21 protein-coding genes and 1 riboswitch are annotated in these 22530 nt (G+C 45.9%); of the genes, 1 reads left to right on the top strand and 20 read right to left on the bottom strand.

Features of this window, described 5'->3' with window-relative positions; all coding sequences use genetic code 11:
• The 18 genes from ESE_RS0105885 to ESE_RS0105800 form a co-directional block, all read right to left on the bottom strand.
• Positions 1 to 786: a YlmH family RNA-binding protein gene (locus ESE_RS0105885; protein WP_010372709.1), complete on the bottom strand. Its 786-nt coding sequence runs from the start codon at positions 784 to 786 to the stop codon at positions 1 to 3.
• 13 nt (positions 787 to 799) lie between these two features.
• Positions 800 to 1060: a YggT family protein gene (locus ESE_RS0105880; protein ID WP_010372705.1), complete on the bottom strand. Its 261-nt coding sequence runs from the start codon at positions 1058 to 1060 to the stop codon at positions 800 to 802.
• An 11-nt stretch (positions 1061 to 1071) separates the two neighbouring features.
• Positions 1072 to 1521 carry a cell division protein SepF gene (locus tag ESE_RS0105875; protein WP_010372703.1) on the bottom strand — a complete coding sequence of 150 codons (450 nt, stop codon included), beginning with the start codon at positions 1519 to 1521 and terminating at the stop codon, positions 1072 to 1074.
• A gap of 11 nt (positions 1522 to 1532) precedes the next feature.
• Positions 1533 to 2804 carry a cell division protein FtsZ gene (gene ftsZ, locus ESE_RS0105870; RefSeq protein ID WP_010372699.1) on the bottom strand — a complete coding sequence of 424 codons (1272 nt, stop codon included), beginning with the start codon at positions 2802 to 2804 and terminating at the stop codon, positions 1533 to 1535.
• 37 nt (positions 2805 to 2841) lie between these two features.
• Positions 2842 to 4212, bottom strand: coding sequence for a cell division protein FtsA (gene ftsA, locus ESE_RS0105865; RefSeq protein ID WP_010372696.1), 1371 nt, complete (start codon positions 4210 to 4212; stop codon positions 2842 to 2844).
• A gap of 232 nt (positions 4213 to 4444) precedes the next feature.
• Entirely contained in the window at positions 4445 to 5365 is a 921-nt protein-coding gene (locus ESE_RS0105860; protein ID WP_010372693.1) for a cell division protein FtsQ/DivIB, read from the bottom strand.
• Positions 5366 to 5410: 45 nt separating this feature from the next.
• A complete protein-coding gene (murG, locus tag ESE_RS0105855) occupies positions 5411 to 6511 on the bottom strand; it encodes an undecaprenyldiphospho-muramoylpentapeptide beta-N-acetylglucosaminyltransferase (protein WP_010372690.1) in 1101 nt (366 codons plus the stop codon).
• 19 nt (positions 6512 to 6530) lie between these two features.
• Positions 6531 to 7874 carry a UDP-N-acetylmuramoyl-L-alanine--D-glutamate ligase gene (gene murD, locus ESE_RS0105850; RefSeq protein WP_010372687.1) on the bottom strand — a complete coding sequence of 448 codons (1344 nt, stop codon included), beginning with the start codon at positions 7872 to 7874 and terminating at the stop codon, positions 6531 to 6533.
• A 105-nt stretch (positions 7875 to 7979) separates the two neighbouring features.
• The gene (mraY, locus tag ESE_RS0105845) at positions 7980 to 8972 is read right to left on the bottom strand and encodes a phospho-N-acetylmuramoyl-pentapeptide-transferase (RefSeq protein ID WP_010372684.1); all 993 of its coding nucleotides are present in this window, start codon (positions 8970 to 8972) and stop codon (positions 7980 to 7982) included.
• A 28-nt stretch (positions 8973 to 9000) separates the two neighbouring features.
• The gene (locus ESE_RS0105840; protein ID WP_010372680.1) at positions 9001 to 11193 is read right to left on the bottom strand and encodes a penicillin-binding protein; all 2193 of its coding nucleotides are present in this window, start codon (positions 11191 to 11193) and stop codon (positions 9001 to 9003) included.
• A 1-nt stretch (position 11194) separates the two neighbouring features.
• A complete protein-coding gene (gene ftsL, locus ESE_RS0105835) occupies positions 11195 to 11566 on the bottom strand; it encodes a cell division protein FtsL (protein ID WP_010372676.1) in 372 nt (123 codons plus the stop codon).
• 51 nt (positions 11567 to 11617) lie between these two features.
• Positions 11618 to 12562: a 16S rRNA (cytosine(1402)-N(4))-methyltransferase RsmH gene (gene rsmH / locus ESE_RS0105830; protein ID WP_010372674.1), complete on the bottom strand. Its 945-nt coding sequence runs from the start codon at positions 12560 to 12562 to the stop codon at positions 11618 to 11620.
• A gap of 61 nt (positions 12563 to 12623) precedes the next feature.
• Positions 12624 to 13058, bottom strand: coding sequence for a division/cell wall cluster transcriptional repressor MraZ (mraZ, locus tag ESE_RS0105825; protein WP_010372671.1), 435 nt, complete (start codon positions 13056 to 13058; stop codon positions 12624 to 12626).
• Between the two features lie 420 nt (positions 13059 to 13478).
• The gene (locus ESE_RS0105820) at positions 13479 to 13859 is read right to left on the bottom strand and encodes a hypothetical protein (RefSeq protein WP_010372668.1); all 381 of its coding nucleotides are present in this window, start codon (positions 13857 to 13859) and stop codon (positions 13479 to 13481) included.
• A gap of 37 nt (positions 13860 to 13896) precedes the next feature.
• Positions 13897 to 14643 carry an RsmE family RNA methyltransferase gene (locus tag ESE_RS0105815; RefSeq protein ID WP_010372665.1) on the bottom strand — a complete coding sequence of 249 codons (747 nt, stop codon included), beginning with the start codon at positions 14641 to 14643 and terminating at the stop codon, positions 13897 to 13899.
• Positions 14643 to 15599 carry a 50S ribosomal protein L11 methyltransferase gene (gene prmA, locus ESE_RS0105810; protein WP_010372662.1) on the bottom strand — a complete coding sequence of 319 codons (957 nt, stop codon included), beginning with the start codon at positions 15597 to 15599 and terminating at the stop codon, positions 14643 to 14645. The genes ESE_RS0105815 and prmA overlap by 1 nt, the downstream gene beginning before the upstream one ends.
• Before the next feature lie 102 nt (positions 15600 to 15701).
• A complete protein-coding gene (gene pyk / locus ESE_RS0105805) occupies positions 15702 to 17123 on the bottom strand; it encodes a pyruvate kinase (protein WP_010372658.1) in 1422 nt (473 codons plus the stop codon).
• 188 nt (positions 17124 to 17311) lie between these two features.
• Positions 17312 to 18784 (bottom strand): amino acid permease, encoded by a 1473-nt coding sequence (locus ESE_RS0105800; protein WP_010372655.1) that lies wholly within the window; start codon positions 18782 to 18784, stop codon positions 17312 to 17314.
• Between the two features lie 98 nt (positions 18785 to 18882).
• A riboswitch (Lysine riboswitch) is annotated at positions 18883 to 19059 on the bottom strand.
• A 101-nt stretch (positions 19060 to 19160) separates the two neighbouring features.
• Between ESE_RS0105800 and ESE_RS11890 the strand changes: the two genes are divergently transcribed.
• Positions 19161 to 19631, top strand: coding sequence for a GNAT family N-acetyltransferase (locus ESE_RS11890; protein WP_010372652.1), 471 nt, complete (start codon positions 19161 to 19163; stop codon positions 19629 to 19631).
• A 246-nt stretch (positions 19632 to 19877) separates the two neighbouring features.
• On the opposite strand, the gene ESE_RS0105790 is transcribed toward ESE_RS11890, so the two are convergent.
• Positions 19878 to 21134, bottom strand: coding sequence for a glycosyltransferase family 2 protein (locus tag ESE_RS0105790; protein ID WP_010372649.1), 1257 nt, complete (start codon positions 21132 to 21134; stop codon positions 19878 to 19880).
• Complete coding sequence (locus ESE_RS0105785) at positions 21131 to 22507, bottom strand: FAD-dependent oxidoreductase (RefSeq protein ID WP_010372648.1); 1377 nt, start codon at positions 22505 to 22507, stop codon at positions 21131 to 21133. The genes ESE_RS0105790 and ESE_RS0105785 overlap by 4 nt, the downstream gene beginning before the upstream one ends.
• Between the last annotated feature and the right edge of the window lie 23 nt (positions 22508 to 22530).

The following is a 22530-nucleotide window of genomic DNA, read 5'->3' as shown; positions in this document are numbered from 1 at the left end:
CTATTTCTTCATCACAGCGAGTGACACTCGCCATTTATCTTTTTTTGTCATGCCATTCTCGGCAACTAATTTCAGTCGACCAAAGTGGCGGACGGAAACCAAATCATTTACCGCTAGGACAAAGTCTGGACGGTCCACGTCAGTCCAGTTTACACGAACTTGACCACGTTCAACCAACTCTTTTGCATGCGTCCTAGAGACATTATACCCATTAGCTACCAGTGTATCTAGTCGTAAGGACGAAACCGTTGTGTCAATTTCAGTCCATTCTTCGATTGGAGCACTAATATCTGTCAATGAGGCCGTCTCAAAACGTACTTTTGTCTTACCGATATGATCCATAGTGGTTTGAATGTAGGTCGCCATTGGCACCGTCGTCAAAAAGTGCCACGTTCCCTCTTCACCACTAATAATATCACCGATACTGTCACGTGTAATGCCATTATTCATCAACGTGCCCAAAATGGTACTGTGATGTAATTCAGCAAACTTTTGTGGATAATTAATTGCAATCACGGCAAGTTCAAAATCACTTTGCTGAATATCATAATACGCAGGCGCGATAACTGTTCGAGCGCTTTCGGCATCAGCATAACCACCTTCATGTTGCCATTTTAAGTCGTCGTGCTGGTTAACTAGCGTCTCAATAATATATCTCTGCCTCGGGTTTAAAAAATTCGTCAGGACTGGACGATACTCATCCAGAGCCTGACGAATTAAGCCTTGCGCTACATCAAGAAACGCGGCTTCACTCGGGCGGAAATGCTGTGCTACATTATCTGCCATATCGTTTCTTCTTTTATATCATTCGTGCAATTGCTTGCAATCCAACTTGAGCTGCTTGCAAAAGCAATAACCCGGCCAAAGGTGTGAAATCAATAAATCCCGTGCGTGGAATAAAACGACGTAGTGGATCTAAAATAAATCCGGCAATCATGCCCAAAAATTGACCCAGCGCAGATTGTTGTGCACCTGGCAACCAAGACATCAAGACCCAGATAAGAATCACAAATTCCAAGGCTCGTAGAATCAGACTCAAAAGTAAAAAGATTGCAACCATATTATCACCTATTAATTGAACTGTTGTCCTAAGTTTTGTGAGATGGTACCAGAGATTTCGAAATTATGTGGGGTTGCCAGGAAAATGCGCTCACCAACACGTTCGATAATACCATCAACCGCAAATGCCGTTCCACCAAGGTAGTCCAGCACACGCTTACCAGTATTCTCGTCAATCGATCCAAGGTTAACAATCACCGCTTCGCCCGCCAACAATTGTGTGGCAATCGTTTGGGCATCTGCATATGTGCGTGGCTCGTACAATGCGATTTTTGACGTTTCGCTTCGTGAGCCATCCATATTCAAAACATTAGGACGACGGGCAGCAGTCGGACGGGTCGCATTTGAAGTCGCTGTTGGTGCAGCAGACCCTTGTGCAGTGTCCTCAGCATATTGCTCTTCAGGTACCTCTTCTTCGTAGTAGTTATCTACCCCGAAGAATTCCTTGAACTTAAATGCCATTGTCAGTCTCCTTACTTATCGCCGCGCTTCATCCAGTTAAAGTAAGCAGGACGCTCGATTTCCTCTTCTGCTGCCGTTTGCTCTGGGGCTGCTTGAGGTTGTACAGGTTCAACAGGTGCAGCTTGTTGTTGCGCTGGTTGTTGTTGTACAGGCTGTTCTGGCTTAACATTCCAATCCGCAAACGGATCTGTGTTAACTGGTTGTTGTGGTTGTACAGGTGCCGTTTGTTGTGGCTGGACCGGTTGTTGCACTGGTTGTTCCGTCACTGCTTCAAAAGGGCTCGCTGTATTCACCGTACCAAGATTAATTTCAGGACGTGGCGTTGCTGGACGATCGATACCAGTCGCAATGACTGTCACAACCAAATCCCCCTCCATTTCCATGTCAATCGTTGTTCCAAAGATGATGTCAACATCGGTTCCGGCAGCTTGAGCAATCGTTTCTGAAGCTTCTTGCGCTTCGAACAAAGACATGTCTGCGCCACCCTTAACAGAAAGCAAGACATTCGTTGCGCCCTCAATCTTAGCTTCCAACAAAGGTGAAGCAATGGCCTTACGCGTCGCCTCAGCGGCACGGTTTTCACCAGATGCTGAACCAATACCCATCAAAGCAGTTCCTTGACCAGCCATGGCAGTCTTCACATCAGCAAAGTCCAAGTTGATGATACCAGGCTTGGTAATCAAATCTGAGATACCAGACACACCTTGCAACAACACATCATCGACCATCTTAAAGGCTTCCATAATTGGCGCCTTCTTATCGACGATTTGAAGCAAGTTGTTGTTAGCAATCACGATCAACGTATCAACGTTTTCCTTCAACTTTGCTAATCCTTCAGCGGCTGACTTACCACGCTTTGGACCTTCAAATGAGAATGGACGTGTTACAACACCAATCGTCAAAGCACCTGAGTCCTTCGCAATCTTAGCAATAACTGGCGCAGCACCGGTACCAGTACCACCGCCCATTCCTGCCGTAACAAAGACCATGTCTGCACCAGCAAGCGCTTCGGCAAGTTCTTGTTCACTTTCCTTTGCGGCCGCTTCACCAACTTCTGGACGGGCACCAGCACCAAGTCCACGAGTTGCCTTTGTTCCGATTTGAATTTTATTTTCAGCTGCTGAACGCTCAAGTGCTTGGGCATCAGTGTTTGCAACGATGAATTCAACACCTTCAACACCATCGCTCACCATTTGGTTAACGGCGTTTCCACCACCGCCACCGACACCGATGACCTTAATCGTTGCGCCGTACTCTTGGTTCATATCCATTTGGAAATCCATAACGAGCTCCTTTTTCTACTCTGTATTTCTTTTATAATTAGTCGAAAAATTCCTTGAAGAAATTCCGAATTGGATTTTGCTTCTTTGGACTTTCATCGTTTTCTACTGACGTTTGCTCGTATTCTGATGCATCAACTGGTTCTGCCGTTTGTGGTTGAACTGCTTGCATCGCTTGCCGTGGCTCAGGTTGTACCGGCGTTGACATAACCTGACGCCCAAGGGTTGGTTGACCTAACACCGTCAATGGCAAATCATACAAAGCTTCCTTCACAATCAATTGTACCGGTGTTTGTTGCGCCGCATAGTGCACGATTGCCCATGCCCCTGCATAGCCAGGATGACGCAAGCCAATATCACTTGGTACAAATGACTTTACCTGAACCTGATAAGCTGCCTTAACAGCCTCTGGTGCACCTCGCAATGCGGCACCCCCACCGGTTACCACAACGCCACCAGGCAAATCAAATGCGCCAACTAAGTTTAGCTTTTCACCAAGCTTATCCAGAATTTGCATCAAGCGTGCCTCGATAATTTGTGCAACCATTAATTCAGATACTTGTTCAGGCGTCTCAGCCCCAACTTTTTGAATAACCAGTTTGTTATCTGCATTTGCCATTTCTGACAATGCCAAACCAGCATCCAACTTCAACATGTCTGCATCGTGTAAGCCAATTTCCAATACAGCGCTAATATCGCGAGAAATATTCTCGCTTCCCGCTGGGAAGGTAGTCAAAAACTTCAGCTGATTGTCATGGACAACGGTTGCTGTTGTTTGACCAGCACCCATGTCCATTAGAATCGTCCCAAATTCTTGTTGGCCCTCTGCTAGTACCGTCTTGCTATATGCAAGTGGCGCTAACACAAAATCACGTAGCTGCAACCCAGCCTTGGCAATTGCCATCCGCAAATTCGTCAGGATGTTCCGGGGAGCTGTATAGGCGACCCCCTTCATTTCCAAACGCATCCCGACCATATCGTTAGGATCTTGAATGCCATCAAAGTCATCAACGATGAACTCCGTTGGCAACAGCTCCACAACTTCTCGATCAGCCGGTAATTGAATTTTAATTGCCTGTTTCACAGCCGCAGCAACATCAGCATATGAAATATGCTGACTATCTTTAACTGTTACCATGCCACTGACATGTTGAATTTGAATGTTATTTGCCGGCAAACTCGCAACAACTTCTGTCACAGGGACGTCAGTCTGCTCATTTACCTGTGCAATTGCTTGTCGAATGTCGTTAGCAGTAGCATCAATATCAACAACGATACCGCGCTTTACGCCATGAGCAACTGAACGACCAACTGCAACGATATTAGCTTGTTGGTCTCGAACATCTGCAGCTAACACTTTAATGGTGCTCGTCCCGACATCGAGACCAACAATCAAACCATGGTTGGCCATCTTAATTCCTCCTTTGACTGCCAAACGATGTTGTTTAAATAAATAAAGTAGACTGGTCACGTTGGGGCTAAATAGCGCCCGACGTGACCAATTCCGCTCTATCCGGTCGCCCTTTGCGCAACATTTTTGACTGAAATCAAAAATCTTAGGCTAATTGCTACCGGGATAAACAATTCTTTAAAAATAATACCATACTTTCAGGTGTTTCTTCCATACTTTCAAGCAGGTTTTCTTACTGATACGGCGTGAAATACGCCCCCACTTGTAGGTCAGCCTGACCTGGTTTGTCTAATTGCGCAACCATGCCTGGATAGTACCGCAATTTTTTCGATAAATCATCAGCACTAATTAAGACCTGATTACCGTCATTCATGTACAACTTCAGGCGTTGTGCATTCTGGGCATCTGGTGACCAAACAATCTCCGAGACCGCATGACGAAGTGGCGTTGATAACTTACCGAATTCAGACAACGTCAGCTTTAGTTGTTTACCTGACGTAAAGCCGTCATACAATGGCAGCCCCCCGACTGGGTGCGAGGCCGAACCGTGCTTAAGCATGGTTCCGTTTGCCAAAATTGGGTAATAACGACTGCCTGCCTTCACGTAGCCAACCTGGACAATTTCTTTAACTTTCACTTCAACCGTATTTGTCCCAACCAATCGCAACTTTAAATTAGCAACCTGTGGATCATTTTTCTGCGCTAATTTATTAAAATAAGCACTTTGATGTACGGTCGAAAACAGCGGTTGCCCAAGTTGCAATCCAGCCGCCTTTAAGACCGCCTTGTCAGACAAATCTTGGGTGCCGACAACATTGAACTTCTGAATCTGACCAAAAGGCGAGATAAAGTAGCCTAAGAATGCCGCCGCGACGCCCAGAACAGCAAGTGATTTTAATGTACTTCGTTCGTGTTGATATAATCGCCGTGCCGATGGATCGAATCGTGGCTTAGCCCGCAATAAGTTCGCCTCAACATCATCGTCATCATAACCATTTGCCGAAAAATTAGTGGCTTCGGCAACTTCGTCGGCACCACTTTTACCAGTGCGTCGTGTTGGTAACGATGACCAATCCTCCTCGGATAGCAACGCATCCAAATGTGCTTGAATATCTGACGAAGACTTATCATTTTGAGTAGTTTTATCGGCCATCATTACCTCCTTTCATCACGTAACACCCTGGCATTTTCAGCTACATTAGTTTTTAATAACTGACTTAATCAACTTGATAAATTGGTCAGCTGCATCTGGGACACCCAACGTTGTCGCTGCTGTCGCCATCGCTTGACGTTCACCTTGATTCGTCATCAATTGATCAATTGTGCCAAACAACGTCGTACCCGTTAGCGATTCTTCGGTAATCATTTCCGCTGCACCAGCTTCAACCAAGCTACGCGCGTTCTTAGTTTGGTGATCATTCGTAACGTACGGACTTGGAATCAAAATCATTGGCTTACCCAATGCCGTTTGTTCAGCTAGACTAGTCGCACCAGCCCGGCCAACAACCAAATCAACCGCTGGCATCAACTGTGGCATGTTCCCAATATAAGGCACCACCGCAACGTTCGCAGCCGCAGTCACGCCAGCTGCTTGCATGTCCGCTTGCACTTCATCAAAGCGCTTGCCACCAGTTACAAAAATAACTTGGTAGGGCCGATCAGCGAACTTCGGTAAGGCTGCCACCATGGCTTTGTTCAGCTTCAGCGCACCTTGCGACCCACCAAAAATCAATACCGTTGGCACGGTTGCTGATAGGTTCAAGTCGGCCCAATTGAAGCTGCCTTCACCATCGACGACTTCTTGGGCGCGGGGATTACCAACCACCGTTGCCAATCCGGGCTTAAACGCTGGAATAGCTGCCGGAAAGGCAACTCCCACCTTGGTCACTTTACGTGCCAAGAACTTATTAGTGACACCAACAACTGAATTTTGTTCGTGAATGACCGTTGGAATCTGTAGTTGCTGAGCCGCGTACAACACCGGCCCTGATACGTATCCGCCCGTGCCAACAACGACGTCTGGCTTAAAGTCCAGTAGCATCTGCTTAGCCTTACGTGTCGCGCTTAAGAACAGGTAAATCGTTTTAAAATTATCCACTGACAGTGACCGCTTAAATCCCTGAACGGCCAACGCCTTAAAGTCAAAACCTGCATCAGGTACGATAGTCTTCTCTAACCCACGTTCGCCACCAATGTAGAGTACCTCAGTACTTGGATCTTGCTTTTTTAATTGCTTAACAGTGGCCAAGGCCGGATAGATGTGTCCACCAGTACCACCACCAGATACAACAATACGCATAATTGTTAATTCCTCTTTATTAATCTTTCGTAGCGTGTGCTTGGACAGCCGCTACAAATAAATCACCACGGGTTTCAAAGTTTGGGAATTGATCCCATGAAGCCGCAGCTGGCGATAGCAAGACGATATCACCAGGTTCACTGAGTTCAAAGGCTGGCGCAACCGCCGCTGGGGCATCCGTTGCGTGTACGACAGGAATCGCCAACGCCTCACCGACTGCCGCAACCTTGTCTGCTGTTTGACCAAAGACAATCAATGCCTTGACGTGCGCCTTCATCGCTTGTAGTAAACGCATCTGATCATCGCCACGGTCTAAACCACCCGCTAGCAACACAACAGGTGCTGTAAAACCAGACAAAGCCATTTCAGTTGCTTCAATATCTGTCGCCTTAGAATCATTATATACTTGGCGTCCGTCAAACGTACCAACAAACTGCAAACGGTGTTCAACCCCCGTGAAGCGTCGCAACGCCTCAGCAATATCGTTAGTTGGCACATGACGCAACTTACCGACTGCGATTGCTACCAGTGCATTTTCTACGTTATGATCACCCGGCACGCCAAGCTCAGCTGCAGCCATGACCAACTCGCCTTGATAGTATAACTGACCATCATGCTCGTAGGCGCCATCTTCACTGTTATCCAATCTTGAGACTGGTACAACAGTTGCAGCGGTTTGCTGCGCTAATTCACGCCACTCAGCGCGATCGTAATTAATCACTAAATAGTCATCCGCCGTTTGATTTTTGGTAATGCCCATTTTAGCAGCAACGTAATTTTCACGTGAGCCGTGGTAATCCAAATGCGATGCAAAAATATTCGTAATAATCGCAATATTAGGCTTGGCTTCAGGCATCCCCATCAATTGGAATGATGATAATTCAGTGACCAAAGTATCTGTGTCACGTAAACTAGGTGCCACTTCACTTACCGGTGTCCCAATATTACCAGCAACAACAATTTGATGATCAGACGTTGCTTGCGTACGCAATACAGCTGCAATCATCTCGGTCGTCGTTGTTTTACCATTCGAACCGGTTAAGGCAATCCATTCACCACGAATGTACTTTTGTGCCACAGCAACTTCAACCACAATTGGAATCCCTGCATCTTTGGCTGCCACCAGAACTGGAATCGTGTATGGAATACCTGGATTTTTAACAACTAAGTCAACACCAGTTAACAATGCCGTTGTTTGTTCCGTTGTAAACGTCGCCCCACGCGCTTGTAGCGCCACAACGTCCTCGTTTGTCACATCCATCTTTGGGTCTGAAACCGTCACTTGCGCACCTTCGTTTAATAACAACGACGCAACGGCTGCTCCAGAACGTGCAAAGCCAATTACCAAAACATGCTTATTCATGATCAGATCCCCTTATATAAAATATGTACACGGGCAAGCCCGCAGTGCATTTTGCTGTTAACAAAATGCGATATGTCAGCGTTTCCGCTTTAATTAAATAGTTATTTACTTAAACAAGATAAAGTATAGAATGGCAACAATCAAGCCCACTGCCCAGAAGAACGAGTCCACTTGCCATTCATTCCAAGGCTTATCAGTGTTACCCGTCAAGCCACCCTTTTCGAAGCTGTGGTGAATCGGCGTCATCAAGAAGACACGCTTCTTGAAAAAGTGATAACTCGTTACTTGAATCATAACGGTTAACGTCTCAACCATAAAGACAAAGCCAATCAAAATCAATGACCATTCTCGGTGAAGGACTAATGCGTTCATTGCCAGTCCAGCCCCCAACGCTAGGGAACCCGTATCCCCCATGAAGATTGTTGCTGGGTAATGGTTAAAGACCAAGAAGCCCAACAAAGCACCAATCATCAAGGCGTCTAACAAAACCATACTCATATCACCTTGCATCAAGGCGATAATTAGATAAGCGACATAAGCAATAATGGCCGTTCCAGATGCTAAACCATCTAACCCGTCTGTCAGATTTGTCGCATTAGACCACCCAACAAGCCAAAAAATAGTAAACAAGGCATAGACCACGACACTATTGATTTCACCCAAACCAAATGGCAAGGCAAGCACAAAATCAAATTTACCCAAGTAAAGCACCAACATTGCTAGTAAAGCAGCAACGATTTGTGCTGTCAGTTTTGGCAAGAAACGGAAACCTTCATCACGGTGATTGAAGATTTTGATACTGTCATCAAAACCACCGACCAAAGCAAACACAATAATGGCAATTAGCGTTGCCCAACCAGTTGGCGCTGCGTGACCAGTTGCTAATGCGAGAATCACGAATCCCAACACAACAACCGGGATAAACCCAGCCCCACCCATCGTGGGTGTACCGGCTTTGGCCGCGTGATCAGGACCATTTCCTCCTGTACGCATCACCAGCTGTTGCACCTTAATCTTCTTAAACCAATCTCGCAAACGGGGCACTACTAGCACCGTTGCAATTAGACCCACTAATAAGCCTAGTAACAAAGTCGTCATCTCGACGTCTCCTCTCAATCATTAATCTCTAATTTGTTTTGGGTTCCTTAAATTCAACTGTAATGTCGTGATACCCATCCGCTAACTTGGTATCAGGCAAAATCGATTGCGTGCTAACGAAGCCGTCGCCCTTGATGACAACATTAATGTCCGCTAACTTAGCCCACGCTAACACATCACTCTTTGCCCAGCCACCCATATCTGGCACAGCAATATCATGACCCGTATTTAAGAATACCCGTTGGCCAACCAGTGACTTCTGCCCGCCAATTGGGCTTTGTGATTTAACCGTTTTGCCATCGCCCATGACAATTGGGGTCAAATTAGCGGCGGTCACTTCACGTTTTGCTTCGGCAGTTGAACCACCGACAACCGTTGGAATTTTCACCTCTTGATCCGCACTAACAACCACCTTATTATCATCTTCTGACATTTGCAAGGCTTGTTGCATCACGCTGACGAACACGTCAGACATATCAGTTGCAATATTCGCAGTGTTTCGTTGTGGCTCTTTCGTGACCACATACATCAAGTAACGTGGGTTCTTAGCAGGCGCCATTCCCATCCAGGAATGAATCTCGTGCGTATTGTCCCCCGGTGCTGAATAACCAGTTGCTGTGGCAACTTGTGCCGTACCAGACTTACCAGTTGTTTTAACCCCTGGGATAGCATACATCTTACCGAGACCGTACTCGGAATAAATAACATCCTCTAATTGTTCACGGGTCGCTTTAGCTGTTGATGCCTTAATTGGCTTAGCAACAACTTCACGCTTGGCTTGATAAACCACTTTTTTGGTATTTGGGTCAACAATTTTCTCAACAACATGCGGTTTCAATTCTTCACCGTTACCAGCAATGGCAGAGTAAGCCTGCATCATCTGCAATGGTGTAATTGAAATTGCTTGTCCGAAGGCAGTATTAGCTTGCTCGATTGGATACTTAAATTGCATTGTTCCAGCAGCTTCGCCATTTAAACCAGAGTCAGTTGACTTCAAAAAGCGGAAACGGTGAATATACTTTTCCCATGTATCCGCCCCCATCTTTTGCTCCGTCAGCGCCATCGCGACGTTTGAGGATTCTGCAATACCACGGGCATACGTAATTTCACCCCAACCCTCACCATTGTTCCAATCAGTAACCGCCCGGTCGCCGATTTTTAATGTACCGGATTGGTAAGTTGCATCGCCATTCCAATTGTCTGTATCAATGGCAGCCGCCAACGTAATCCCTTTCATAACGGAACCCGGCTCAAATGTCGTTGATGCCAACTCGTTATTCCAATACGTACCGACCCCTTTGCGTGTCGTGGCATTAAACGTTGGTCGTTGCGTTGTCGCTACGATATTTCCCGTCTTCGTATCCATCACAACAGCGATTGCCGACTTAGGTTTCATATCGTCATCCAACGCGTCCATTTTCTTTTCCAACGTCGTTTGCAACTTCGTATTCAACGTCGTATAGATGTCATAACCGTTTTCGGCCGGTTGATTATGTTTTGAAACAGCCAGATCTCCGTCATCGACGCTGGTGGTTTTGACACCATTTTTTCCAGTCAATTGCTTGTTATAAGCCTGTTCCAATCCCATCATCCCTGTTAACGTCTGCTTACCCGTCTTATCGTTCACTTTTTCGCTGGTCATTCCCACCAAATCCGAAGCGAATTTACCATTAGGATAAAAACGTGACGTCCCTGGTGTAAAAATAATCCCCGGGATTTTCAAGGCCTTAACCTTCTTGTACGTCGTCACATCCATTTTTAACCCGTGTTGACCAAACTGAACTTGATTCAAATCTTGCTTACGGGCATTTGCTAACACTTTTTGATATTCCGCCGGTTTACCACCTAAAACGCCAGCCAATTGCTTCGCAACCTTTTTATCCTGGCTTGGCTTTACGTAAGCAGGCTTACCGTCCGCATCATTTTGTGTTTTATCTAACACGGCCGCGGCCGTGTAGGTTGATGAATTTTCAGCCAAAACATTTCCAACCGAATCAAAGATTTCACCACGCTTGGCTTGCACCTCGTTTTGACTCTGATAAATGAGTTGAGCGGCCTTGTCCAACTTATGTCCCTTTACCTCTTTGGCAACGGCAACATAAGAAAAACGGACCCCCAACACAACCAATACCAGTATCATCGACCCGAGCAAAATGCGCCCGGAGTTGCGACTATATTTATCCGATTGGTTACGTTTTGGCATCCGTTGTTTCTTTACCATGCTACTTCACGTTCCTTATGTTTTGATTCTGTAAACTCAAGCCATGCTTTTCAGCAACTTGACCCAAACGATCTGGACTAGATAAGCTGCTAACTTCTTGCTTCAAATCGTTATTTTTGTCACGTAATTGCTCGAGCTGCGTCGTTGTTGACTGAAGTTGCTTATTAGCTGAAGCACCCTTACTTGCCATGAACATGACCAAAAATGCCATAAATGCAACCGTTACAACCGCGGCAGCAGCCATCGTCAAATCCATTGCGTTCCAAACGGGCTTCTCATAAGGGCGACGCACCGTCTTAGTCTTAACCCGGCGTTGCGGCTGATTAACTTTTTTTGGCGCTGTATTGCCAGCGTACTTTGGCATTGCATCCATGACTTTCAGATCCTTCCTTACACGTTCTTATTTAGTTAAGAACAGTTTTCATTAACGTAGTCTTTCAATAACACGTAACTTGGCAGAATGTGCCCGGTGATTTTCCGCCATCTCTTCTTCAGATGGCAAAATTGGCTTACGTGACACCAATTTAAAATCAGGTTGCATCTCATCTGGAATGATTGGCAGCCCCGCTGGTACTTCCGGTAACGCCGTCTTTTCTTTAAACATTGTCTTTACCAGACGATCTTCCAACGAGTGGAACGTAATAACTGAAATTCGTCCCCCAACTTTTAACATATCAAGCGCTTGGGCTAACGATTCTTCTACCACCCCAAGTTCATCATTAACTGCGATGCGAATCGCTTGAAATGATCGCTTAGCTGGGTGTCCACCCGTACGTCGAGCAGCCGCCGGAATAGCTGACTTAATCACTTCCACCAGTTCAAAAGTTGTTTCAATTGGCTTAATCGCACGCTGCCGTTCGATAGCGCGTGCAATTTGCTTGGCAAACTTTTCCTCACCGTAACGTGACAAGATTCGAAGCAAATCGTGGAAATCCCACTCGTTAACAACCGTCCGGGCGTTCAACTCTTGGGATTGATCCATACGCATGTCAAGTGGCGCGTCATAGTTGTATGAGAAACCACGTTGCCCATCATCAAACTGTGGTGATGACACGCCGAGATCATAAACAATCCCATCAATTTCAGTCACCCCAACTTCAGCCAAAGCAGCTTTTAAATTACGGAAATTATTTTGAATAAAGGCGACCTTACCAGCCGCAAGCTCAGCTGCCAGGTGCTCCGTGTTGTAATTGATTGCTGTAATATCTTGATCAAACGACCAGAGCTTACCCGTTGTCAAACGGCTAGCCAACAATTGTGAGTGGCCACCGCCACCTAAGGTTGCATCCACATAGACACCATCTGGCTTAACATTTAAATTATCGATTGCTTCATTAAGCAAGACTGTCACGTGATTAAATTCCGTCATGGCTTAAACCGTTTGACCTTTCATCTTAGTTAACCGGCATAACCCAGTTTGTTTTATTTTTTTAGAAACCGAGATCTTCCAAACCATCGGCAATATCATCAAAGTTCTCAGCTGTTTCTTCTTCGTAGGCTTGCCACTTTTCAGCACTCCACAACTCAAAAGTATCATCACCAAGGCCAAACACCGTCACATCCTTATCGATGTTGGCATATTCACGCAAAGTCTGTGACAAATTCACACGACCTTGCTTGTCAAATTCGACTTCCAATGCGCCACCAAAAACAAATCGCTTAAATTGGCGTGCCTTGGCATTAGTTTCCGGCAAAGCATTAATCTTGGCAGAAAAATCTTGCCAACCGCTCATTGTATAAGCACGCAGTGAATGATCCATCCAACGTGTGATAACAAAGGCGTCACCTAATTGATTGCGAAATTTTGCAGGGATAATCAACCGGTTCTTCGTATCCAGCGTGTGCTGGTATGTACCCATGAACATCGGCGTTACCCCCTTTCAATTTAATCAACCAGGTCTACCGGTTGCGAATGTTAAGAAAAGTCGACAATTCAATACATTTAATTTACCACAATCTCCCACATCTCACCACCTACCCCCACACGTCACCACAGGGATATAGCTTGATTTTAGAGACAGAAATGTTGATATACCGGCCTGGAGCACCCTTTTTAACAGTCACTTTACAAGTTTTCGAAGAACTTTAGAATTTGAAGAATTCTTTAACTTTTCAGGCGACAAAGCTTGATATACCAGTCTTTTAAGTTAACGATAAGCCAGTGGTGAATGGTGGTACGTGGTGGGAGGTGGGGACACCGGTTCGCAAAAAAAGAGGTTAGAACAGATCACTCTGTTCTAACCTCTTAAGCCGTAAAGCCTCATGACACGTCAATCGCGATGGCATTATATTTCGCGGAAACCACCATCCACTGGGATTTGATTCTCCACATCAACCTCTTCCTCTTGCCCACGCGTAAACGCAAACAACTCAATGACGAAGTACAGTGCGGCTAGGTAATAACCGTACATATGTGAATTTAGCCCTAACCAAATTGAAGCCAAGAAAAAAATAGGCCAAATAAATAGCAAATACCAAAATGCACCATGTTTCCGTAAGAATGCACCTGCGATAATACTAAAAATCATATTCACAATAAATAATGAAAAGACAATTTTAAAATTAACGCTCAACGCCGTTTTATTAATAACGAAAGGTACTAAGAGTGCCAGAATTGGCACCCAAACCCAAAAACGCCAATCAAACGCTTCCTTTAATCGCTTCATGTTCCTTACCTCTTTTGTGTTACCACACTAATCTTTCCTAACGTTCTAGCTCGAGCGCAAAACTCAAGGCACTAAGCGCATAAAGTGGCGCTGTTTCAGCGCGTAAAATGCGTGGGCCAAGTCCTGCCGCCACGAACCCAAACTTTTCCGTTAGTAATTCTAACTCAGCTTCCTTTAAGCCACCTTCAGGTCCAACCAAAAAGGCGACTTCATCACCTGAACGCAACTGGGCAAACTGTTGGGCAAGCATCGCTGCTTCACCTTGCTTTGCGCTTTCTTCCCAAGCTACAATTTTAATCATTGCTTCTGGTAGCGTCAGCGCTTGCAAATTTGGCAAATACTGAACATCCGGCACAGTCAATCGGTGGGATTGTTCAGCAGCGCCTTGTGCAATCTTGGCAAGACGCGCAATTTTTTTATCTGCTTTCATTCCCCAATGCACGACCGACCAATCGGTTTCAACAAAGATAATGTGATGAACCCCTAATTCAGTCGCTTTCTGCACCACAAGCTCCGGCTTATCGCCCTTGGCCAGTCCTAAAATCAAAGTTGCTTGCACAGGCAGTTCGACATTAGCTTCAACTCGTTCCACCACCGTCATGCGTGTCACATCATCACCAATCTCACTAACCTTGGCAACGACCATCGTTTCACGATCGGGGTAAACAAACTCTGCCATCGTGCCAACTTTGCCACGTAAGACCGTCATCAAATGATGCGCAATGTCAGCCGGCAAATCAAACTCGTCAGTCTCTGGCGTTTCCGTCAAAAAATAACGTTGCATTACTTTTCATCCTCACTCGCCCGGTGCGCAATCAAACCGTACCACTCACCCAGCTTCATTTTCTCGTCCACGACATAACCCGAGGCCTCTAACTTGGCAACGATGACATCCGCCTTATCTTGGTAGATACCTGATAACAAGAATTTACCACCTGGCCGCAAAACAGATTCAACTTGTGGAATCAATGGCACTAGCACCTCTGCCAACATATTAGCAACCACGATATCAAACTCTTGGGCTGGCACATCCTGCAATAGGTCACTCGCCATCACCTTGATATCTGATGCAATAGGATTCAAGTCCAAGTTACCTTGAGCTGAACGAACAGCAACTTCATCAATATCCGTGCCAAGCACTGAGCTAGCACCCAACAACTTAGCTGCAATACCAAGGACGCCTGAACCAGTACCGACATCCAACAAACGTTCCTCGCCACGAATCACAATTTCAAGCGCTTGCATCATCAAACGCGTCGTTGGGTGAGTACCTGTACCGAAAGCCATGCCTGGATCGAGTACGATGACTTGTTCATCATTTTGTGCTGGGACATACTCTTCCCACTTTGGTACAACTGTCAAATGACGTGTAACTCGAACTGGGTGGTAATACTTTTGCCATTCCGTCGCCCAGTCAGCGTCCTTAACAGCAGTTGTCGTCACAGTACCTGGCGTTGCGTCTAATCCGAAATCAGCTAATTGATTAACGCGCATTTGCACATCATTAATCACCTCAGGTAAGTTAACATTTTCTGAGAAGTACCCTGCCACTAAGGCGCCAGCTTCCCGGTGTTCAACAACATCCCAATCAACCCATACGGTTGCATCAGCTGGTTCGTAACTATCTACATCAGCGGCGTCATCAATTTGAATTCCTTCGGCGCCGGCTTCCATCAAAATATTGCTTACCGCTTCGACCGCTTCACTTTGGGTCTCGACGATTACTTCTTGCCAACTCATCAGCTTTTCCTCATCAATTCGTATTAGTATTACCTAAAGAATAACATAAAAAAAGAACGGGAGATAACAAGTATCTCTCGTTCTTAATTAACAACTAACTAATTAGTCGACCGTAACGATCGTCATCAAGTTAGTCGTACCTGAAGTCGTTACAGGAATACCTGCAGTAACGATGATAGTATCACCCTTTTCTGCCAAACCTGCAGCAACAACTTCCTTCTTAGCCAAGTCAATCAAAGCATCAGTGTTGTCCACTGCTTCTGAGATAACTGGTTGTACACCCCAGTAAACCGTCAATGAACGTTGTACACGCTCGTCGAAAGTCAATGCCAAGATGTCGGCGTTAGGACGGTACTTTGAAATCATCTTTGCAGTGTAACCTGAAGTCGTTGCGGCAACGATAGCCTTAACGTTCAAGTTTGCTGCAGCCGTAGCAACAGCAGCGGCAACTGATTCAGTAACGTCAGTAGCGTCAAAGTTGTTTATGTGACGACCGTTCAATGCCAAAGCAGTTTCTGCCTTTTCATCGATACGGGCCATCGTAGCAACAGCAGCAACTGGGTATGCACCGTTAGCTGACTCACCTGACAACATCGTAGCGTCAGTTCCGTCAAATACGGCGTTGGCAACGTCAGAAGCTTCGGCACGTGTAGGACGTGGGTTTTCTTGCATTGAATCCAACATGTCAGTAGCCGTAATAACTGGCTTACCAGCAGCGTTCATCATGCGGATCAAGTCCTTTTGTACCAAAGGCACGTTTTCTGCTGGAATTTCAACACCCATGTCTCCACGAGCAATCATCAAACCATCAGAAACCTTCAAGATTTCGGCAAAGTTGTCGATACCTTCTTGAGATTCGATCTTAGGGAAGATCATAACATCTTCCTTACCAGCTTCTACCAACAAAGCACGGATGTCTTCAACGTCTGAAGGCTTACGTACGAATGAAGCGGCGATGTATTGGATACCTTGTTCCAAACCAAAGCGGATGTCATCGGCATCCTTTTCAGTGATACCTGGCAAGTTGATTGAAACACCAGGTGCGTTAACACCCTTACGTGATCCCAACAAACCGTGGTTTTGAACTTCAGTAACCAATTCGCGGTTAGCTTCGTCCTTTTCAGTGATCAACATGTCAATCTTACCGTCGTCGAACAACACGTGTCCGCCAACCTTAACATCGTCGAACAAACCTGGGTAAGTTACGGCAACCTTTTCCTTAGTACCTTCAAGAGATGAATCCATTGAGATGCGAACAACATCACCGATGTTGAACTCAATCTTACCTGGCTCTTGAACAGTCGTACGGATTTCAGCACCCTTAGTGTCCAACAAGAATCCTACAGTCTTACCTGAAATCTTCTCGGCTTCGCGCACAGCGTTCATACGACCCAAGTGTTCCTCGTGGTCTCCGTGTGAGAAGTTGAAACGTACAACGTTGGCACCTGACTCGATTAACTTCGTAATAGTCTCGACGTCAGAACTAGCTGGTCCAAGCGTTGAAACAATCTTGGTCTTCTTCATGATCTGAAAAATCTCCTTCGTTTTGTGTTGATAGTGTATCTACCTAACTGTCATTTATTGTACTATTTTTCACTTTTTTTGTACACATTTTTTGTTCGAATCATGTTGCATATAATAGACATCAATTAGACAAAGAAAAACCGCCCGGCATGATTTGAAACATGCCAGGCGGTTTAGAACTCACTTATTTATGATTGACGTGCATCTGTATCCAAATCCACCTCAGTTAGCTTACGCAACTTTGTCTTGTGCTTGAATTTGTAACCAAAGTAAAGTGCCAAGAACAATGGTACTGACATATACGTCGTGATAATACCGGACCAATTCCAGTGTGAAATTGACCCTTGGAATGATGCCAAATCTTGACCAACAACGACGACAATTGACAATACTAAGGCCAAAATTGGTCCGACTGGGAACCACTTTGCATGATAACGTAACTTCTTAATATCACGTCCTTGTGCAACAAATGCCCGACGGAAACGATAGTGTGAAATGGCGATTCCAATCCAAGCAATGAAACCAGTCAATCCAGAAGCGGCGACCAAGTAGTAGTAGATGCCTGGTCCAAAGACCGATGTGACGAATGTCAGCAAGCCAACCGCAACCGTCGCTAACAATGCAGGTACCGGAATACCCGTGTTAATGTTCACGCGACCGAAAATCTTTGGTGCCTTACCTTCTTGGGCCATCGCGTACAACATACGTGTTGAGGCATAGACGCCCGAATTGGCTGATGAAATGACTGAGGTCAAAATCACGGCATTCATCAATGAGGCCGCCCCAGCAAGACCAGCTTGCTTAAAGACCAATGTAAACGGTGATACGGCAATGTTCGTTTCACTTGAGTGCAACAAAGCTGGGTTCTTGTAGAAGAGCAATGCACCAATAATGAAAATGGCCAAGATGTAGAACAATAGAATGCGCCAGAATACTTGCTTAATCGCCGTTGGCACTGAGGTTTCAGGCGTTTCCGACTCACCAGCCGTAATCCCGACCATTTCCGTTCCTTGGAATGAGAAACCAGCAACCATGAAGACGGCTAACATTCCCCCGAAACCACCAACGAAACCGTGGTTACCACCGGCAGACAAGTTTCGGGCCACATCAGGATGATAAGACATGATCCCAAAAATCGTAGCGACTCCAATAATCAAGAACGCAATAACTGCAACAACCTTAATTGTTGCCATCCAAAACTCTGTTTCAGCATATGACTTAGCGGACATAAGATTAATTACTGTAATCAACGCTAAGACAATGGCTGACCAAATCCAAGTTGGCACATGCGGTAACCAGTAGCCCATCACGACACCAACTGTTGCGGCTTCCACGGCAACAGTGATGGCCCAATTAAACCAATAGTTCCAGCCCATGGCAAATCCGAAGGCAGGATCAACGAAGCGATCTGCATAAGTTGAAAAAGATCCTGATACTGGCATATACGTTGCCATCTCGCCTAAACTTGTCATTAGGAAGTAAACCATCAAACCAATCACAGCGTATGAGGTTAGCGCACCGAACGGCCCTGCTTGTGCAACCGTCGCACCTGAGGCAACGAACAGTCCGGTACCGATGGTGCCACCTAAGGCAATCATCGACAGGTGACGCGTCTTCATCGTTCGCTTCAACGCACCTGGTTGTTGTGTTTCTTCTGACATAACTCCTCCTAAATGAGAGGCCTAATCGCACTAATAACGAAAAAATCCCTAGCTTATACCATCGCATAAACTAGGGACCATAATTGGTAGTCTTTAGTGTTGTCGATAGCGCTCCGCAGCCGACAGATTTTGCTGCGACAGTCTAACCGTTGTTCACGTCTAGACCAACGTGTTTCATTGCCACAAAACACATTTCGGCAACCTTCCCTTTCCTTAACCGCGCTGTCTGCCGACTTAGCTAAGTACTCTTGTTGGTTGCGACCTCTATGTCATATTCAATTTATGGATTAACTATAGCCAATTTTGAGCATGTCGTCAAGGGACCATTTTGTGAAGCATGTTAGAATAAAGACAATTATATCCTAAAGGAGCCCCCATGACATTCGACTTACGGCCTTGGCAACTGGCTGATTTCCCAGCTTACCAAGCACTCATCACCACACCCGCAATTGCAACAGCAATTGGGATTGACGCAAAATCGACAGCTAGTCAGCAACAAGCGTTTGAAAATGATCTTTACCAAACATACCAAGCGGCAATTCTCATCGACGGCACGCCCCAAGGTAGCGTCGTTGCCTACCAGCGGGCGAATGAACTAGGTGAGCCACTTGTTAATGAAGCAGATATTGCGTACTTCTTGGCACCTGCTTTCTGGGGACATGGCATTATGACGGATGTCGTAACAGCCTTCATTGCACAGCTTCCCCCTCACTTCACGCTTTGGGCTGATGTTCTAGCAGATAACATCGGATCACTTAGGGTCCTTGAAAAGGTCGGTTTTACCCAACAAGGGACCTATGTCGATTTATTTGGTCGTCAAATTATCCAATTCTATCTATATCAATAAATAAAGAGGCTGGGACAGAAATTTCTGTCTCAGCCTCAAAAGCCGCCAATCTCCCGATTTAAAATCGGAGGATTGGCGGCTTTTAAACGTGTTTCGAAAGGCTGAACCCTTAATATAACGCCATTTGCCCCACTCATACCGCTACGCTACGCTCCAAGGCATAAGCGGGGCAAACAACGTTATTATCGGGTCCAAAGCACCTTTTGTCTCACTCTCTTTTTAACATATTTCAAAATTCAAAGCAGCTTAATCATAGGCTCGCGTCTCAGGATCAAATAGCATATTGTAAATCACCTTGCCGGTTGCAACGGTCTTGAAAAGTGCTGTAATCCACCAATTAGCCCAGGCAAACCACCCCACACGCCAGACAAAGTGATTAGGTAGCCCCTTATGTCGCCGATAATTTATCGCAACAATCAGTTGTAACATTCCCACAACGAATTGGACAAACAGCAAAATTGCCCCACTCGTTGCCACAATGTAGACAATTTCAGGCGTGTGAATGGTGATCAATAAATAAACACCCCACAAAATCAATGCCGTCATATACCAAGACCAAGCCAACATAATCCACTCGCCAAGCCACAAGCGAACCACCCGCCGATATCTAATCGGTTGAAAAACAATGTCGCGACTATGGGCAAACAAATTTTCAATCACGGCCGCGGTCCAAATGAATCGTTCAGCCATCCAGCCACGCAACCGTGGCGGTGTTAACCGGGTACTTGTTGCAAACGTGTTATACCGTACAACCCAGCCACGCAGTTGCAACCGCCAGAATAAATCGGTCTCAGCACCAATCCGATTTGAACGCCAAAGCCCAATCGCCAGCAACGCCGTACGACGATACATAATGGCCTCTTTTTCAACCCGAATCATCACATCATGGAACGCTTGTTTCCGTCGATCGGCGGCTAACTCAACAGCCGCATCCATTTGTGCAATCGTCGTTGCAAAATTATCAGCACGACGCGGTAACGTTTCAAGCATCACGGCCCCAACGCGTGCCGCCGGAATACCGTTGATATCTGTCATAAACAGCGCCAATGTTTCTTCCAAGGAATTCCCACTGACTACCCCATTTATGGGTAGTGTCAACACAAACTCACCACGACTAAACATTGCACCTTGCGACAATAAATTAGCGACATTCGTTGTCTCCGTAAATTCAATCACACGCATTGTCGTATTTTGTGCGACAATTTGACGCAAACGGCGTAAAGTAGCGGTCGTTTCGGCCGAAACCATTACCAACACTTCATAGCGTTGGTACGTCAATGAGGCTTGCATGAGATCAAGTTGGCGCTGCAAGCGGTCTACATCCCCTGCAAAAGGCAATACAATTGACACAAGCGGTTGTGCTCCCGTCGTCATGCGTGCCGTCCGCCGTGCCACTTGCTTATCAAAACGCAAATCTTCTATAAAACGTACGATTCCCGCAATCACTGGCGTAAATACAAACGCCACAATTAGAACAAGAACCGCCCGATTAAATACCATCATGAACGTGCCTCGTTTTCATCTAGCGCCCGTAATGCGACATCTGACAAAAAATTCAGTGGCGTATTGGCATGCGGTTCAAACATCATATCGCTAAACGCTAAATCTTCCAAAGTTACTTGATGATTTAACGCCACAGCCATCATGTTAAACATCTCAGTAAAATCTCGCTTGGATTGCATTTGCACCCCAAGTAACACGTGAGTTGCCGGGTCAAAAATAACTTTAATCCAAATATGAGCATTATCATTATCAGCTACCATATAGTCAGCCACTTGATCCGTCTCAAGAACATACTCAGCAACTGCGCGGTTCACAAAGCGGGCACTATCAGCCGTCACGCCAACCCGCATAAAGAACCAATCAAATAATTTCACACCGTACGCCGCTTGGCTTCCCGGTGAGCTAATCCGCTTTTCAAGCAAATTTTCAGCTGCCAAAATACCTTGGCGCACGGCACCAGATGCGTGCATGATGGACCAATTTTCCTGCAACTGGGGATTTTTTGAAGTGGCTGCATCACCAACCGCTAAAATATATGGATTCGTTGTATACATATACTCATCAACAACTGCTGAGCGATTGACACCAATCGTGACTTCATCACCAACGGTCATCGTGTTAGCAAGCATGCCAATTGTCACAATCACCTCATTCGCCGCATAGGTATCAACGGCTGTTTCAATCACCACGCCACGGTCGGCCACATCCTCCATCCGTCGCACATCAACATTCGTAACCACGTCAATTCCGTGTGCAATCAACAACTCGGCAAGTCGTTCTGAAAAATCGTGATCAAAATAGCCGGATGCCAAGCTATCGTGATTATGTAATAACGTCACTTTGGCACCAGCATTTCGCATTGCCATGGCAGCTTCCGTTCCCGCTAACCCACCACCAAGCACAATTACCTGTTGGTTGGCAACATCCTTTGCGTTATCTAACGCTTGACGTAACGCGATGACATCATCAACACGCTTCAATAAATGGACGTGCTTACTCTCAAAGCCGGGGACCGCCGGAATTCTCGGGGTTGAGCCAGTTGCTAAGATCAGCCGATCATACCGGAGCGTTGTTTGTTCGCCCGTTTCCACAGCCTCTAAACTGAGCAACCGCTGATCAGCATCCAGTGACAGCACATTGACGCCTAACCGTAAGTCAACACCCAATGTTTGCAATTGTTCATCTTCGCAATAGTCAGTCGCAGCAGGCGACTCAATTTCACCATTCAAATACATGTGGGCGCCCGCCCCAATAAAGGAAAGATGGGTCGTTCGCCTATCAATCAAAGTCACCTCGGCATCCGTGTATTTCGCAACCACACGTTGTGCCGCTGCAATACCCGCATGTGAGGCACCAACAATAACAACCTTCATGTTTGCCTCTTTCTATCTCTAAT

Origin of the sequence: Weissella cibaria KACC 11862 (assembly GCF_000193635.1) — a bacterium.
Taxonomy (GTDB): domain Bacteria; phylum Bacillota; class Bacilli; order Lactobacillales; family Lactobacillaceae; genus Weissella; species Weissella cibaria.
The sequence above is the reverse complement of the archived record's forward strand: the minus strand, read 5'-3'. Positions and strand labels throughout refer to the sequence as shown.

What these genes read in the sequence shown, in the direction of transcription:
- ESE_RS0105885 (WP_010372709.1), bottom strand. Translation starts at nt 786, where the DNA reads ATGGCAGATAATGTAGCACAGCATTTCCGCCCGAGTGAAGCCGCGTTT.
- ESE_RS0105880 (WP_010372705.1), bottom strand. Translation starts at nt 1,060, where the DNA reads ATGGTTGCAATCTTTTTACTTTTGAGTCTGATTCTACGAGCCTTGGAA.
- ESE_RS0105875 (WP_010372703.1), bottom strand. Translation starts at nt 1,521, where the DNA reads ATGGCATTTAAGTTCAAGGAATTCTTCGGGGTAGATAACTACTACGAA.
- ftsZ (WP_010372699.1), bottom strand. Translation starts at nt 2,804, where the DNA reads ATGGATTTCCAAATGGATATGAACCAAGAGTACGGCGCAACGATTAAG.
- ftsA (WP_010372696.1), bottom strand. Translation starts at nt 4,212, where the DNA reads ATGGCCAACCATGGTTTGATTGTTGGTCTCGATGTCGGGACGAGCACC.
- ESE_RS0105860 (WP_010372693.1), bottom strand. Translation starts at nt 5,365, where the DNA reads ATGGCCGATAAAACTACTCAAAATGATAAGTCTTCGTCAGATATTCAA.
- murG (WP_010372690.1), bottom strand. Translation starts at nt 6,511, where the DNA reads ATGCGTATTGTTGTATCTGGTGGTGGTACTGGTGGACACATCTATCCG.
- murD (WP_010372687.1), bottom strand. Translation starts at nt 7,874, where the DNA reads ATGAATAAGCATGTTTTGGTAATTGGCTTTGCACGTTCTGGAGCAGCC.
- mraY (WP_010372684.1), bottom strand. Translation starts at nt 8,972, where the DNA reads ATGACGACTTTGTTACTAGGCTTATTAGTGGGTCTAATTGCAACGGTG.
- ESE_RS0105840 (WP_010372680.1), bottom strand. Translation starts at nt 11,193, where the DNA reads ATGGTAAAGAAACAACGGATGCCAAAACGTAACCAATCGGATAAATAT.
- ftsL (WP_010372676.1), bottom strand. Translation starts at nt 11,566, where the DNA reads ATGGATGCAATGCCAAAGTACGCTGGCAATACAGCGCCAAAAAAAGTT.
- rsmH (WP_010372674.1), bottom strand. Translation starts at nt 12,562, where the DNA reads ATGACGGAATTTAATCACGTGACAGTCTTGCTTAATGAAGCAATCGAT.
- mraZ (WP_010372671.1), bottom strand. Translation starts at nt 13,058, where the DNA reads ATGTTCATGGGTACATACCAGCACACGCTGGATACGAAGAACCGGTTG.
- ESE_RS0105820 (WP_010372668.1), bottom strand. Translation starts at nt 13,859, where the DNA reads ATGAAGCGATTAAAGGAAGCGTTTGATTGGCGTTTTTGGGTTTGGGTG.
- ESE_RS0105815 (WP_010372665.1), bottom strand. Translation starts at nt 14,643, where the DNA reads ATGCAACGTTATTTTTTGACGGAAACGCCAGAGACTGACGAGTTTGAT.
- prmA (WP_010372662.1), bottom strand. Translation starts at nt 15,599, where the DNA reads ATGAGTTGGCAAGAAGTAATCGTCGAGACCCAAAGTGAAGCGGTCGAA.
- pyk (WP_010372658.1), bottom strand. Translation starts at nt 17,123, where the DNA reads ATGAAGAAGACCAAGATTGTTTCAACGCTTGGACCAGCTAGTTCTGAC.
- ESE_RS0105800 (WP_010372655.1), bottom strand. Translation starts at nt 18,784, where the DNA reads ATGTCAGAAGAAACACAACAACCAGGTGCGTTGAAGCGAACGATGAAG.
- ESE_RS11890 (WP_010372652.1), top strand. Translation starts at nt 19,161, where the DNA reads ATGACATTCGACTTACGGCCTTGGCAACTGGCTGATTTCCCAGCTTAC.
- ESE_RS0105790 (WP_010372649.1), bottom strand. Translation starts at nt 21,134, where the DNA reads ATGATGGTATTTAATCGGGCGGTTCTTGTTCTAATTGTGGCGTTTGTA.
- ESE_RS0105785 (WP_010372648.1), bottom strand. Translation starts at nt 22,507, where the DNA reads ATGAAGGTTGTTATTGTTGGTGCCTCACATGCGGGTATTGCAGCGGCA.